Consider the following 13,609-nt stretch of genomic DNA (forward strand, 5'->3'; position numbering starts at 1 on the left):
GGAGACCGACATGAAGCCTTTCATCAGATATCTCGCGGGCCTGCTGGCCTGCGCCGCCACGATGGCCGCCAGCGCGCAGGCCTATCCCCAGCGGCCCGTCCGCGTCATCGTGCCCTATCCGCCGGGCGGCACGGTGGACGCGGTGGCGCGTGTGTTCGCCGACAGCCTGGGCCATCAGCTGGGCCAGACCTTCGTGGTCGAGAACCGCGCCGGCGCCAGCGGATCCATAGGCAGCGAAGCCGTGGCGCGCGCGCCGGCCGACGGCTACACCCTGCTGGTCAACGCCTCGACCTTCGCGGCCGGGCCGTGGCTGCTCAAGTCCCTGCCCTACGACATCCACAAGGACTTCACGCCCATCACCAACCTGGGCGAGGTGCCGCTGCTGGTCACCGCCAACCCCGGCGTGCCTGCCAAAGACCTCAAGGCGTTCATCGCGCTGGCGCACCAGGCGCCCGGCAAATACTTCTTCGGCGCGTCCGCCGCCGGTTCGGCCAGCCACCTGGCCGAAGCCGCCATCAGCTACGAGGCCAAGGCCGACATCCCCGTCGTGCTGTACAAGGGCACCGGGCCGGCGCTGACCGACCTAATGGGCGGCCACATCAGCGCCGTCATCGACGCCGTGCCGTCATCGCTGCCGCCGGTCAAGGCCGGCCGCACCAAGGCCCTGGCCGTTACCAGCGCCCAGCGCCTGCCGTCGCTGCCCGACGTGCCCACCGTGGCCGAATCGGGCCTGCAGGGATTCGAGATGGTGTCCTGGTACGGCCTGTGGGGGCCGGCGGGCCTGCCCGCCGACGTGGTGGCCAGGCTGCACGACGCCGTGCGCAAGGCCATCGACTCGCCGCGGGTCAAGCAGACGCTGAGCGAACAGGCATTTGTCGGCAAGGGCTCGTCGCCCCCGGCGTTCGCGGACTATGTCCGCGCCGAAAGCGCCAAGTACGGCAGACTGGTCAAGGCGGCGAACATCACGGTCGAGTGAGCGCGGGGGCGGTGGCGAACCGACTGGAGTGCTAGCCCCCGAATCAACGCATTTTCAATTACAGACGTGGGGGAGGTCCGAGGGTTCACCAATGTGAGCACCTATTTAGGGTTTTTCCTGTTTCGTTATTTAAAAGCATCGCTTATTTTCGTTATTCACCAATCAGAGAATATTGCGGGAGGAAACATGAAACGCGTGCTCACAGCTGCAGCATCGCTTGCGCTGCAACCCTCGTTCATGCCGCGGATCCCTGGCAGAACGCAGACATGGTCGGCCGCGACCTAAATGTGCCTTTGCTTGGTTCGATCGGCCACGTCGGTCTTTGGAGTGGCGCAGTTGGTTACGTGATTGAGATGTTGGATGAAGCGACACCGCTTCAACAGAATACGCTCGCAAACTTCAAGTCGAGGACGTCCTATTGGGGGGCGAGTTATTACTCCTCGCTAATGAGCCGACCGAATGTTCAGGTGTGCAACAACATTGCCTATTGCGACAACCTCATTTCGTATGCGCCGGACTATGCGCTCCAGTGGCAGGCAAGCCTCTGGTGGGCCGCTGGAGCTACATACACGACAACGGTGTTTTATACCCATCCACAACCTGGAGGCTGGTACACCCCAGAATCACCCCCTTGGGGTCCCCCGGCCCAGCCGGTCTATAAGGGGCCGACGATGGGTCAGTTCCGATGCGATACCTTCGTGCGAGAGGTGTGGAGAACCGGCAATACGGTCCCCGTTGCTTCTTTCCCCGGCACGCAGTTGCCCAACACGATGTTTTACGCGTTTAGCATTCGGTAAGGGAGGCCGAGATGACATTCAACATGCGCAATATTGCACTTGCGATCGTCCTTTCCGGCTTGTCCCAGGCTCTTGCCGCACAAGACCTTTTGGCTAGCCCGGCCGAGACCTATTTGGGCTCTGTAAACGAGGCGGCCAAGAGTCAGAGCATCGGTGATCTGGATATCGCGACGCGTGCTTTGATCGAGAACCAACGCGTGAGTACTCAGGCTAAGTTCGACACACTCTGGAAGGCTTATCAGATGTATCGCACAGTGCCGACACTCGCGGCTTATACCGTAAGTGCCATCGGGTTTCTCAAGCCAGTTGACCAACTGCAGGCGCTGAAGGACGAGTTTACGCGGAAGGACACGCCGAGCAAGAACCGCGTACAGTTGGTCCAGGCCATCGCTGGCATCTATCGTGCGCCCTCGGCCGGTCCTGCTCTTACTGACGCTGATCAGATCCGGAATAGCGATGTCCTACTTTTTCTCCAACATGCAGCGGCTGACCAGGATAGCGACGTTGCCCGCGCAGCGGTGCTGGCTTATTCGCGCGCAGTTCCCGGGCCGCGCGCGGCGGCTTTGATCCATCAGGCGAACCAGCGGGGCGCCTTGGGCGCGGAGCATTTCATGCGGGAATCCATCATCCAGATTCCCGCGTTGCCTGCTGCCGACCAGGATGCGACCATAGATTCCATTCTCGTACTCGGCGGGCTTCGCGCAAATGGACCGGAAGCCGTCACGCTGACGCGTCTTCTGGGCGCCTACCTGAAGTCCGAAAAGTTCACCGAGTCCATCGGCGCAGGCAGCCGGCAGAAGCTCGATGCGTTTCTCTTGGCGCAGGAGCCCGGCCGCACGCCAGGATGGGCCTCCGGAGGATTCCCCTACGTGGACTACAACAATTGGCTGGAGGCCCGGGGGCGCCTGGCTGGCGTATCGGATAGCGCCATGCCGGATTTCATGCTCGGCCAGTTGCTTGGATCGTCTTCCGGCGGAGAGCAGGTCGCTGCGGTCATGGCGGCGCAGTTCGGTCCTACGATTGCTTCGAAGGCCACGGAGCCCCAGCGCAAGCAACTGTTGCAACGATTGTCCAACACCGGGCAGGTCTCGCTTCTGCCCGGGGTGGGGCAACATGACTTGCATGCGCGAGCGGTTCAGATGCTGGCGCGATAGCAAGGCATGAGGGAGGAAATGGCAGCGTTGCTGCCATACCCATCAAGGCGCAGCTGCCAGGATTAGGAAGGTACCGCCGGCGCCACGCCCGCCATGGTCGGCATGGCGGCGCGCATCATGTCGATGAACGCGCGCAATTTGGCCGGATAGTAGCGGGCGTACGGATAGATCAGGTAGACCGGCAGCGAGGCGGCGCGCCACTGGGGCGCGACGTGGCGCAGCCGGCCCTGGCGCAGGTCGTCGGCCACCACCCAGGCCGACGTGATGCCGGCGCCCACGCCGTCCAGCATGGCGGCGCGCAGCGCGTACAGGCTGTCGGTGCTCATGCGCGGGCGGATGGGGAAGCGGTGGCTGAGGCCGTCCGCGCCGCGCGTCAGCACCACCTCGTTGCGGTAGTACATGTTCAGCGCGACCCAGGGCAGCCTTTCCAGGGTCGTGATCTCGTCCGGCGGCGCGTCGTCCGGTAGCAGGGACGGCGCGGCCACGACGATGCGGGGTACCTCGGCCAGCAGGATGGCGACGACGTCCGGGTCGTTCACCGCGCCTACCTGGATCGCGCAGTCCAGCCCTTCGGCGATGAAATCGGCGTGGCGGTCCTGTAGCAGCCATTCGACCGAGGCCTCGGGATAGCGCCGCAGGTAGTCGGTCAGCGGCGCCATCATCTGGTCCTGGCCGAAGGCGTGCGGCACCAGCACGCGCAGCGTGCCGCGCGGTTCGTCGTGGGCGCCGCGCAGGTCGGCTTCCATGGCGTCCCAGGTTTCGCCCAGTTCCTTCGCATGGGCGTAGCACCGCTCGCCGTCGCTAGTCAGCATCATGCCGTGGGTGGAGCGCTGCAGCAGGCGCAGTCCCAGCAGGCGTTCCAGCGTCTGCAGCCTGCGGCTGACCGTGGGCTGGGTGGTGCCCAGTTGCACGGCGGCGGCGGACAGGCTCCCGGCTTCGACGATGCGAACGAAGGTCTGCATCAGTTCGATGCGATCGATGGACGGGGAGGCGCCGGTTTTCATGCGTCAAGCGTATAACGAATCTGCGCCTACAGGGGCTACACGACGTAACTACCGCCATGCACAATCCCGTCCACACTTCTGTTTACGGGTTTACGAGCATGTCATCCATACAAATCGCGCATGGTGCGTCCCTATCTGCCGCACCCGCCACGCGGTTGACCACCTCGCTGGTCGGCCTGCTGGCCGCCGGGGCGGGGCTGAGCGTCGCTTCCATCTACTACAGCCAGCCCATGCTGGGGTTGCTGGGCCAGGACCTGGGGGCCGGTGAAGGCACGGTGGGCCTGGTGCCCACCCTGACCCAGCTGGGCTACGCGGCCGGCATCCTGCTGCTGGCGCCGCTGGGCGACCGCTACGACCGCCGCCGCATCATCGTCGGCAAGTCGGCGGTGCTGGCGCTGGCCCTGTTGCTGAGCGGCCTGGCGCCGGGCGTGGGCTGGCTGCTGGCCGCCAGCCTGGCGGTGGGATTGGCGGCCACGCTGGCCCAGGACATCGTGCCGGCGGCCGCGACGCTGGCGCCGGATGCGCAGCGCGGGAAGGCCGTCGGCACCGTCATGACCGGCCTGCTGCTGGGCATCCTGTTGTCGCGCGTGATCAGCGGCTTCGTGGCCGAATACTGGAACTGGCGCGCCATGTTCGTGGTGGCCGCGGTGTCCATCGCCGGCGTGGGCGTGGTGGCGGCGCGCGGCCTGCCGCGCTTCGCGCCCACCGCGCAGCTGGGATACGGCGCGCTGCTGGCTTCCATGGCGCAGTTGTGGCGCCGCCACGGCGCGTTGCGCCGCGCGGTCTACGCGCAGGGGCTGCTGGCGGTGGGCTTCAGCGCCTTCTGGTGCACGCTGGCCGTGATGCTGCACGACCGCTTCCACCTGGGCAGCACGGCCGCCGGCGCCTTCGGCCTGGCCGGCGCGGCGGGCGCCCTGGCCGCGCCCTTCGCGGGCCGGCTGGCCGATCGCCGCGGCTCCGACGGCGTGGCCCGCATCGCCACCATCATCGCGGCCGTCTCGTTCGCCAGCCTGGCGCTGACCGAGGTGCTGCCGGCACAGGCGCAGCTCGCCTTGCTGGTGGCCAGCGCCATCGGCTTCGACTTCGGCGTGCAGGCCTCGCTGGTTGCCAGCCAGACCCAGGTCTACGGCCTGGAGCCCGCGGCGCGCAGCCGCCTGAACGCCCTGCTGGTGGCCGGGATGTTCATCGGCATGGCCGCCGGCGCGGGGCTGGGCAGCCTGGTGTGGGCGCATGCGGGCTGGCTGGGCGTGGTGGGGCTGGCCACCGCGACGGCGCTGGGGGCGTTGGGGGTGAGGATGGCGCGCGTGGGGGGCTAGCAGGAGCGGGAGGCTGTGGGCCTCCCGTTTTTATGCGATATCAAATGAAAATATTCTTGTAAAAGAACTTGCATATGCAAGTTTATTTGTGAGTAAATAGGCCATCGCAACCATCACGGTTCCTTCGCCATGGCCTCCAGCTCGACGCGTTCCTCCCGCCGCAAGCCGGTCGATCCGGTCGATGACGAGCCGGATGCCTTCTCGGACCAGCGCAGCGAAAAGAAGACGGCCTACCTGCTGCGGCAGGTGTCCGAACGGCTGGCCATCAGCCTGACCGAGGCGCTGCGCCCCTTCAACCAGACCGCCAGCGTCTACCGGGTGTTGATCGCGCTTACCCGCCGCGACCATGCCCGCATGCGCGACCTGATCGAGCTGACGCTGATCGAGTCCTCCACGCTCAGCCGCACCATCGGCCGGATGGAGGCGCAGGAGCTGGTCACCGTCGAGCAGGACGATGACGACGGCCGCGCGGTCATCGTTTCGATCACCCAGGCCGGGCGCGACCTGCTCGACGCGATGCTGCCGGCGGTGTCGGCGCAGTACGAGTGGTCGGTGCACGACGTGCCGCCGGCGGACCTGGAGATCCTGCGCACCACGCTGCAGCGCATGCTGCGCAACCTGAAGATTTCTCCCATCAAGTAAGCGGCAATCCCTTCAAGCAGTTCTTGCAGTCGGCCTTTCCTGGAAGGAGGCGGTCATGGAAGAGCAGGGTTCACCCATCTGGATCGATGGCAAGCTGGTGGATTGGGCGGATGCGTCCGTCCATTTCGTCAGCAACAGTTTCCAGTATGGGTTCGGGGTCTTCGAAGGCATACGCGCCTATGACGGCGAGCAGGGCACGTCCATATTCCGGCTCGACGCCCACATCGACCGATTGTTCAAGTCGGCCAAGATCATCGGGCTGGACATTCCCTACACCCGGGAAACCATCGTCGAGGCCTGCCGCGAAACCGTCGCGGCCAGCGGCCACTCGCAGTGCTATCTGCGGCCGGTGGCCTACATCGGCTACGGCGGCATGGGGCTGAACTACACGGGGTGCAAGGTCAGCGTGGGCATCGCGGTCTGGTTCTGGGGCGAATACCTGGGCCAGGGCAAGCTGGAGCAGGGCACGCGGGTCAAGACTTCGTCCTATACGCGGCATCACATCAATTCGAACATGTCCAAGGCCAAGGCCTGCGGCAACTACATGCTGTTCCAGATGGCGCGCACCGATGCGCTGCGCGGCGGCTACGACGAGGCGCTGCTGCTGGACGCCGAGGGGCACGTGGCCGAGGGCTCGGTCGAGAACGTCTTCATCGTGCGCGACGGGCAACTGATCACGCCGCCGCTGACCTATATCCTGGACGGCATCACCCGCGACTCCATCATCCAGCTCGCGCGTGGCGCGGGCCTGGTGGTGCGCGAGGAGTTCTTCACCCGCGACGCCATGTACATCGCCGACGAGGCTTTCTTCGTGGGCACCGGGGCCGAGGTCACGCCAGTGGTGGCGCTGGACGACCGGCCCATCGGCCAGGGCGTGCCCGGGCCGGTGACGCGGCGGCTGCAGTCGCTGTATTTCGATGCCGTGCGCGGACGCGACGAACGCTACGCGCATTGGGTGACCCCGGTGGCCGGCGTGCCCGCCTGAGCGCCATGGATCTCGACTACGCATTGCCCTATTCGTCGCAGCGTTCGCCGGTGCTGGCGCGCAACGTGGTGTGCGCCTCGCAGCCGCTGGCGGCGCAGGCCGGGCTGCGCATGCTGCTGCAAGGCGGCAACGCCGTCGATGCGGCGGTCGCGGCCGCCATCGCGTCCACGGTGGTCGAGCCCACCGCCAACGGCGTGGGCAGCGATGCCTTCGCGATTGTCTGGGACGGCGCGAGCCTGCACGGCCTGAACGCCAGCGGGCGCGCGCCGGCCGCCTGGGATGCGGCGCGTTTCGCCGGGCGCGAGACCATGCCGCGCCGTGGCTGGGACAGCGTCACGGTGCCGGGCGCGGTGTCGTCGTGGGTGGCGCTGAGCCGGCGCTTCGGCGCGCTGCCGTTCGAGCGCTTGTTCGAGCCGGCCGTGGACTACGCCCGGCGAGGGTTCGCGGTCAGTCCGCTCATCGCCGCGTTGTGGCAGCGCATCGCGCCCAACTACGCCGACCAGCCGGGCTTTGCCGAAGCCTTCCTGCCCGGCGGGCGCGCGCCTGCCGCCGGCGAGACCTTTCGCAATGCGCCGCTGGCCGGCACGCTGGAGGCCATCGCCGCCACCGGCGGCGAGGCTTTCTACCGGGGCGCGCTGGCCGAGGCCCTGGTCGCGCATGCCGCGCGCCATGGCGGCGCGATGACGCGCGACGACCTGGCCGCGCACGAGGCGCACTGGTGCGGCACGCTGTCGCAGCGCATCGGCGACGTCGACGTGCACGAGATTCCGCCCAATACGCAGGGCATCGCCACGCTGATCGCGCTGGGCATCCTGGCGCGCCACGACCTGCGTCGCCACGCGGTCGACAGCATCGAGGCCATGCACCTGCAGATCGAGGCGATGAAGCTGGCGTTCGCCGACGTCGAGGCCTTCGTCGGCGATCCGGCCGGTATGCAGGTCGACCCGAAGTCCCTGCTGGCGGATGACTATCTGGATGCGCGCGCGGCGCTGATCGATCCGGCGCGCGCCGGCGATTTCGGCGCGGGCGCGCCGCGCCAGGGCGGCACGGTTTATCTGGCCGCCGCCGACGCGGCGGGCATGATGGTCTCGTTCATCCAGTCCAACTACGAGGGCTTCGGTTCGGGCGTGGTCGTGCCCGGCACCGGCATCAGCCTGCAGAACCGCGGCATGGGCTTCTCGCTGCGGCCCGGGCATCCCAACCTGGTGGGGTCGCGGCGGCTGCCGCTGCACACCATCATCCCCGGCTTCGCGATGCGCGCGGGCCAGCCCGCGATGAGCTTCGGCGTGATGGGGGGGCCGATGCAGGCGCAAGGGCATCTGCAACTGGCCGTGCGTACGCAGCTGTACGGCCAGAATCCGCAGGCCGCGTCCGACGCGCCGCGCTGGCAGGTGGTGTCGGGACGCAAGGTGCTGGTCGAGGCCGGCATGCCGGAATCCAGCGTGGCGGGCCTGCTGGCGCTTGGCCACGAAGTGCGGCAGGAATCGCCGCAGGCGGCCTTCGCGTTCGGCGGCGCGCAATTGATCCTGCGCGGCAGCGACGGCTACGTGGCGGGATCGGACCATCGCAAGGACGGCGCGGCCGTCGGCTTTTGACTACCGCGTCGCACGCTTCCAAGGGACGCGGCGCGGCGACAGGAGGAGCGAACAGTGAGCGTGCCACGGCAGGAGTTCGAAGCGAGGATGGCCCGCGCGCGGGCGGAAATGGCGCGCGCCGGCATGGACGGGCTGGTGGTTACCGACCCCGTGGGTTTCTATTACTTCACCGGCGAGAAGGCCAGCCCCGGCCGCCCGGCGGCCTTCGTGCTGCCGGCCGAGGGCGAACCGGCCCTGGTGAACTGGAGCGGTCCGGACATGTTCGCGCGCCTGTATCGCCGGCCGGGCCATCCCTGCGTGGCCGACCGGCGCATCTACCCCGAGATGCCGTTCGACCGTGAGCCGGCCACCGACTGGGGACTGCGCGACATCCTGGCCGAACGCGGGCTGCACGCCGCGCGGCTGGGCATCGAGCTGGGCAACGAACCCCGGCTGGGCCTGGGGCTGGCGGACCTCGACCGCCTGCGCGGCGAATTGCCCGGCATACGCTGGGTTGATTCCTCGCCGGTGATCTGGGCCTGCCGCATGATCAAGTCCGAATGGGAGATCGAGCAGCTGCGACAGGCATGCGCGATCGGATCGCGGGCCTGGGCGCAATGCCTGGGATCCTTGAACGAGGGCGTGACGCAGCGCGCGGTCCAGCAGCGCATCATGGCCCTGTACGCCGAACTGGGCGCGGACCTGGATTCCGGGCCGCCGGTGGCGCTGGGCGCCACGGGTCCCGGCGGCGCCTTCCGGCGCGGGGACATTCTTTACCTGGACGGCGGCTGCAGCGTGAACGGCTACAAGATGGACATCACGCGGCGCGCGGTGTTCGGCGCGCCCAGCGCGCGCCAGCAGGGCGAGCATGACGGCATGTGGGAAATCCTTTTCCAGGTGATGGAGAAGATCCGGCCCGGCGTCACGACCGCGTCGGTGTTCGAGTACTCGCAGTCGCTGCTGGCCCGGACCGGCTGGACCAACTACTCGGACCACCCCGCCAAGCGCATCGGCCACGGCATCGGGCTGGTCAACGAGCCGCCCTACATCAACGCGTTCGATGCGCACGTGTTCCAGGAAGGCATGAGCATCACGCCGGAACCCAAGATCGAGACGCAGGAAGGGCTGCTGAACGCCGAAGAGCACGTGATCGTGCGCGCGCGGGGGTGCGAGATCATCTCGGGCTCCCTGGACTGGCGGCTGCACGTCATTTCCTAGCGAACCCACAGGCTTCGATGGAGACCGACATGCCCGCCGCCATACGACCGCTCCTGCTGTCCGCCGCCGACGTCGCGCGCTGTGCGCCGCCGCTGGCCGATGTCATCCGTGTCGTCGAGGACACCTACCGCCGCGACGCGGCAGGCGAGGTCGAGGTGCCGGCCAAGGTCGCGCTGCATCCGCACGGGCCGTCCAGCTTCCTGCACGCCATGCCCGCCTGGGTGGCGGGGCAGCAGGCGCTGGGCATGAAGTGGGTGTCGTTCTTTCCGGGCAATGCCCGGCATGGCGCGCCGGACTCCAGCGCGCTGATCGTGCTGAACGATCCGGTCACCGGCGTGCCGGTGGCCATCATGGAAGGGATGTGGATCACCTACGCCCGCACCGGCGCCTGCGCCGCGCTGGCGGCCAGGTATTGCGCGAACCCGGCGCCGCGCCGCGTCGGCCTGGTGGGCTGCGGCGGCCTGGGCGAGTGGTCCCTGCGCTGCCTGGCGGCGCTGTTTCCCTCGATCGCGGAAGTGTTCGTGGCTTCGCAGCGCCCCGCCTCGCGGGCGGACTTCTGCGCGCGCATGGCGGGCCGGGGGCCGTGGACGCTGACGCCGGTGGACGAGATCCGGCAGGCCGTGCAGGACATGGACATCGTGGTGTCTTCCGTACCCAAGCTCCAGACGCACCCCATCGCGGCCGAGTGGTGGTCGCCGGGCACGGTGCTGATCCCGCTCGACATCACGGGCTCGTGGGACGACGCCACGTATGGACGGGCCGACCGCGTGGTGTGCGACCACCGGGACAACCTGGCGCGCGCCTTCGAGCGCTACCGGCCGGGGCTGGCCATCGACGATGCCCGCGGCATCGGCATGCAGGACATCGTGAGCGGCCGCGCCCCGGGACGGGCCGCCGCGACGGATCGGGTCATGGCTTTCATGACCGGCATAGGCAGCATAGACGTGGCGCTGGCGTGGGACATCTACCGGCGCGCCGACAAGCAGAACCGGGGACAGCGCTTCGACCTGGCCTAGGTTCCGGCCGGCCAGGGTTTCCTTACGTTCATGGGAGTTCTTATGAGCAAGCCATGCAGTGGATGCCGTGTGGTCCTGGCCATCGCCAGCCTGTCGTTCGCCGCCGCCGCCTTCTCCGCCTATCCCGAGCGGCCGGTCAAGATCGTCCTGCCCTATCCGCCCGGCGGCGGCGGAGACCTGGTGCTGCGCAACCTGCAGCAGGCCCTGGAGAAGCAGCTCGGGCAGCCCGTCATCATCGACTACAAGGCCGGCGCGGCGGGCAACATCGGCACGCTGGACGTGGTCAACGCCGCGCCCGATGGCTATACGCTGCTGATGGGGCCGACGAACAACTTCGTCATCAACCAGTTCCTGTTCCCGAAGATGGGCTTCGATCCTCTGGCGGCGCTGACGCCGGTCAGCCTGCTGGTCGAGCAGCCCTATCTGGTCACGATCACGGGCGCATTGCCGGCCCGCGACTACGCCGGTTTCGCCGACTATGCCAAGGCCCACCCGGGCAAGCTGAACTACGGATCGCCAGGCGCGGGTACCGTGCCGCACGTGTCCGCGCTGATGCTGTCCGATCAGTTGGACGCGCGCATGGTCCACGTACCCTACAAGGGTTCGCAGCCCGGGGTGCAGGCGCTGGTCGCCAATGACGTGCAATTGCTGATCGCCAGCTACGGCATCGTCGCCGGGCAGATCGCGGCGGGGCGCATCCGCGCCGTGGCGGTGGCCGCCGACCAGCGGCTGCCGGCCCTGCCGCAGGTGCCGACCACGGCCGAGGTCGGCCTGCCGCCGGGCGTCATCCTGGCCAACTGGTGGGGCATCGCGGCGCCGCGCGGCACCGATCCGGCCATCGTCGAGCGGCTGGCCGGCGCCTTTCGCGCGGCGGTGGGGGATCCGGACGTGCAGCGCAAGTTCGTTGAGCAGGGCACGCTGCCGGTGGCGAATTCGCCTGCGCAGTTCGCCGACCGCATGCGGAACGAGGCCAGGGCCTGGAAGGACATCATCGCCCGGACGGGCGTGACGATAGAGTGACCGCCATGCGATGACCCGGGGCGGGGCCATCGCGGCGCGTCAGCCGGCCGGGTCCGGATCGCGCGGCGCGCGCCGCCGTCCGCGTGGCCTGGGCTGGTAGTACAGGGTGGCCACGCCCAGCATCTTGGACAGCAGCCGCAGCAGCTGCTGTCTTTCCTTGGCCGTCAGCGGCTGGACGATTTCGTCCTGGATGTCCTCGAGCATGGGGCCCAGCTGTTCGAGCAGCGCCAGGCCTTCGGCCGAGGCCTCGACGCGCTGGCGCCGGCCGTCGGGCCGGCGCACGATCAGCGAGCGTTGCTCCAGCCGGGCGGCCACCTGTCCGGTGGTCGAGGTATCGAGTCCCACGATGTCGCCCAGTTCGGCCTGATCCACGCCAGGCCGGATCGAGATCGTCTTGAGCACGACGTACTGGATGGGCGTGAGGTTGAAGCGCCGGGTGATGGGCGCGAAGGCCAGCGTGGTCTTCTGCTTGGCGCGCCGGATCAGGTGCCCCGGCATGCTGTACATGACCAGCAGCGGATCGGGCTCGTCGCGCGTAGAGCCGGCCTGGGCCGGCAGTTCGTGGTCGGGTTCGGGCTGCATGGAATCTCCTCGGCGGCAACGTTACCACACCGGTCGGATGAGTTGGCCTGATTATATGTGTGCTTATATGTACACAAATAAAAAAATGATTTAAAAACAATGCATTGTATTTTATAAGCATCGATATTTGACATGATATTTCCATCTTCTTATAGTGTCCGCATGCTTGGAACCCAAGGGGATGGAAATGAGTGGCACCGTGGTCAAGGAACTGGTCCAGCTGATTCCGGAGGGCTTGCCTTCCGGGCTGCGCAATTACTGGTATCCGATCCTGCAATCGGAAGAGTTGCCCGCCGACAAGCCGGTGGGCCTGAAGGTGCTGGGCGAAAAACTTGCCGCGTGGCGCGGCGCCGACGGCCGGCCGAACGTCGTGCGCGACCGTTGCCCGCATCGCAGCATCCGCCTGTCGGTCGGCCGCGTCATGGATGGAGACCTGCAGTGCCTGATGCACGGGCTGCGCTTCGATGGCGAAGGCCGCTGCACGCTCATCCCCTGGGAGACCGCGCACACTCCCCACCACGACCGGCTGGCCGTGCCCGCGTATCCGGCGCGGGAACTGGGAGGCTATATCTGGGCCTACCTGGGCGACCCGGTCCGCTTTCCGCCGCCGCCGCTCGAGACCCAGGTTCCCGAGGAACTGCTCAAGCCCGATGAGTTCATCTGCTTCCGGCTGCCCACCTCCACCTGGAACGCCAACTGGCTGCTGGCCATCGACGGCAGCGACGGTTTCCACGCCGTCGTGCTGCACACCGATTCGCAGGCCGTGCACCGCGCCGAGCGCAAGCCGGGCAGTAACGAGGTGCCGCTGGAAGACCGCCGCATCAAGATCATCCGTACCTCGCACGGTGTGCGCGGCGTGTCGGTCGACCTGGAAGGCAAGCCGATCAATCACGGCCACTTCACGGTCGACGTCAAGGGCCAGCGTTTCTGCCTGCCCTGTCTGACCACCAATCCCATCGTGCCGGCGCCGGGCGCCGCGCCCTACGCGTCGCGGCTGTGGCAATTCCCGCAGGACGCCCAGCACACGACGGTGGTCCGCTTCCTGTCCTGGCGCGCCCGGACCGAGGCCGAACGCGCCGCCGCCACGCGCCTGTTCAACGAGGTGGCGCTGCCGCGGCTGGAGCTCGTCAATACCGAGGATGCCTTCGCCGCCGAGGCGCAAGGCGACCTGATCGAGGCGCGCTCGCGCGAATACCTGCTGGCCCCCGACGAAGACGTGATCAAGGTGCGCCGCTTGCTGCGCACCGCCTTCGTGTCGCAGGCCGAGCACGGCGAACGCATCGACAACCCGGCCGGTTCGCTGGCCTATCCCGTCTAGGAGTCAG

At 67.7% G+C, this 13,609-nt stretch carries 12 protein-coding genes; 10 read left to right on the forward strand and 2 right to left on the reverse strand.

The annotated features are described in order from the left end of the window. The first annotated feature begins 10 nt into the window (after nucleotides 1–10). Both ABD104_RS14225 and ABD104_RS14230 read left to right on the forward strand, forming a co-directional pair. Entirely contained in the window at nucleotides 11–976 is a 966-nt protein-coding gene (locus tag ABD104_RS14225; RefSeq protein ID WP_087840472.1) for a Bug family tripartite tricarboxylate transporter substrate binding protein, read from the forward strand. 808 nt (nucleotides 977–1,784) lie between these two features. After that, nucleotides 1,785–2,927 (forward strand): hypothetical protein, encoded by a 1,143-nt coding sequence (locus ABD104_RS14230; protein WP_132980181.1) that lies wholly within the window; start codon nucleotides 1,785–1,787, stop codon nucleotides 2,925–2,927. 62 nt (nucleotides 2,928–2,989) lie between these two features. On the opposite strand, the gene ABD104_RS14235 is transcribed toward ABD104_RS14230, so the two are convergent. Then, nucleotides 2,990–3,931, reverse strand: a complete 942-nt coding sequence (locus tag ABD104_RS14235) for a LysR family transcriptional regulator (RefSeq protein WP_087840476.1) — start codon at nucleotides 3,929–3,931, stop codon at nucleotides 2,990–2,992. Nucleotides 3,932–4,029: 98 nt separating this feature from the next. Here ABD104_RS14235 and ABD104_RS14240 point away from each other — a divergent pair, with 98 nt between their 5' ends. The 7 genes from ABD104_RS14240 to ABD104_RS14270 all read left to right on the forward strand — a co-directional run bounded on the left by ABD104_RS14240 (nucleotide 4,030) and on the right by ABD104_RS14270 (nucleotide 11,702). Then, nucleotides 4,030–5,247, forward strand: a complete 1,218-nt coding sequence (locus ABD104_RS14240) for an MFS transporter (protein ID WP_279817047.1) — start codon at nucleotides 4,030–4,032, stop codon at nucleotides 5,245–5,247. A 129-nt stretch (nucleotides 5,248–5,376) separates the two neighbouring features. Beyond that, complete coding sequence (locus ABD104_RS14245; RefSeq protein WP_087839084.1) at nucleotides 5,377–5,889, forward strand: MarR family winged helix-turn-helix transcriptional regulator; 513 nt, start codon at nucleotides 5,377–5,379, stop codon at nucleotides 5,887–5,889. 55 nt (nucleotides 5,890–5,944) lie between these two features. Beyond that, nucleotides 5,945–6,874 carry a branched-chain amino acid transaminase gene (locus tag ABD104_RS14250; RefSeq protein WP_087839083.1) on the forward strand — a complete coding sequence of 310 codons (930 nt, stop codon included), beginning with the start codon at nucleotides 5,945–5,947 and terminating at the stop codon, nucleotides 6,872–6,874. A 5-nt stretch (nucleotides 6,875–6,879) separates the two neighbouring features. Continuing rightward, complete coding sequence (locus ABD104_RS14255; protein ID WP_087839082.1) at nucleotides 6,880–8,469, forward strand: gamma-glutamyltransferase family protein; 1,590 nt, start codon at nucleotides 6,880–6,882, stop codon at nucleotides 8,467–8,469. Between the two features lie 54 nt (nucleotides 8,470–8,523). Next, nucleotides 8,524–9,666 (forward strand): M24 family metallopeptidase, encoded by a 1,143-nt coding sequence (locus tag ABD104_RS14260; RefSeq protein WP_132980185.1) that lies wholly within the window; start codon nucleotides 8,524–8,526, stop codon nucleotides 9,664–9,666. A 29-nt stretch (nucleotides 9,667–9,695) separates the two neighbouring features. Further along, nucleotides 9,696–10,682 (forward strand): ornithine cyclodeaminase family protein, encoded by a 987-nt coding sequence (locus tag ABD104_RS14265; protein WP_176400752.1) that lies wholly within the window; start codon nucleotides 9,696–9,698, stop codon nucleotides 10,680–10,682. A 42-nt stretch (nucleotides 10,683–10,724) separates the two neighbouring features. Next, nucleotides 10,725–11,702 (forward strand): Bug family tripartite tricarboxylate transporter substrate binding protein, encoded by a 978-nt coding sequence (locus tag ABD104_RS14270; protein ID WP_087839079.1) that lies wholly within the window; start codon nucleotides 10,725–10,727, stop codon nucleotides 11,700–11,702. A 39-nt stretch (nucleotides 11,703–11,741) separates the two neighbouring features. On the opposite strand, the gene ABD104_RS14275 is transcribed toward ABD104_RS14270, so the two are convergent. Next, nucleotides 11,742–12,284 carry a MarR family winged helix-turn-helix transcriptional regulator gene (locus tag ABD104_RS14275; RefSeq protein WP_087839078.1) on the reverse strand — a complete coding sequence of 181 codons (543 nt, stop codon included), beginning with the start codon at nucleotides 12,282–12,284 and terminating at the stop codon, nucleotides 11,742–11,744. A 187-nt stretch (nucleotides 12,285–12,471) separates the two neighbouring features. Between ABD104_RS14275 and ABD104_RS14280 the strand changes: the two genes are divergently transcribed. Then, nucleotides 12,472–13,602, forward strand: coding sequence for a Rieske 2Fe-2S domain-containing protein (locus ABD104_RS14280; RefSeq protein ID WP_176400751.1), 1,131 nt, complete (start codon nucleotides 12,472–12,474; stop codon nucleotides 13,600–13,602). Nucleotides 13,603–13,609: the final 7 nt, after the last annotated feature.

This window comes from Pigmentiphaga daeguensis (genome assembly GCF_039523035.1).
Classification (GTDB): domain Bacteria; phylum Pseudomonadota; class Gammaproteobacteria; order Burkholderiales; family Burkholderiaceae_B; genus Pigmentiphaga; species Pigmentiphaga daeguensis.

Bases quoted from the DNA above. Each gene is read 5' to 3' on its own strand.
- ABD104_RS14255 (WP_087839082.1), top strand. From the start codon at position 6,880: ATGGATCTCGACTACGCATTGCCCTATTCGTCGCAGCGTTCGCCGGTG.
- ABD104_RS14245 (WP_087839084.1), top strand. From the start codon at position 5,377: ATGGCCTCCAGCTCGACGCGTTCCTCCCGCCGCAAGCCGGTCGATCCG.
- ABD104_RS14270 (WP_087839079.1), top strand. From the start codon at position 10,725: ATGAGCAAGCCATGCAGTGGATGCCGTGTGGTCCTGGCCATCGCCAGC.
- ABD104_RS14225 (WP_087840472.1), top strand. From the start codon at position 11: ATGAAGCCTTTCATCAGATATCTCGCGGGCCTGCTGGCCTGCGCCGCC.
- ABD104_RS14240 (WP_279817047.1), top strand. From the start codon at position 4,030: ATGTCATCCATACAAATCGCGCATGGTGCGTCCCTATCTGCCGCACCC.
- ABD104_RS14275 (WP_087839078.1), bottom strand. From the start codon at position 12,284: ATGCAGCCCGAACCCGACCACGAACTGCCGGCCCAGGCCGGCTCTACG.
- ABD104_RS14265 (WP_176400752.1), top strand. From the start codon at position 9,696: ATGCCCGCCGCCATACGACCGCTCCTGCTGTCCGCCGCCGACGTCGCG.
- ABD104_RS14235 (WP_087840476.1), bottom strand. From the start codon at position 3,931: ATGAAAACCGGCGCCTCCCCGTCCATCGATCGCATCGAACTGATGCAG.
- ABD104_RS14250 (WP_087839083.1), top strand. From the start codon at position 5,945: ATGGAAGAGCAGGGTTCACCCATCTGGATCGATGGCAAGCTGGTGGAT.
- ABD104_RS14280 (WP_176400751.1), top strand. From the start codon at position 12,472: ATGAGTGGCACCGTGGTCAAGGAACTGGTCCAGCTGATTCCGGAGGGC.
- ABD104_RS14230 (WP_132980181.1), top strand. From the start codon at position 1,785: ATGACATTCAACATGCGCAATATTGCACTTGCGATCGTCCTTTCCGGC.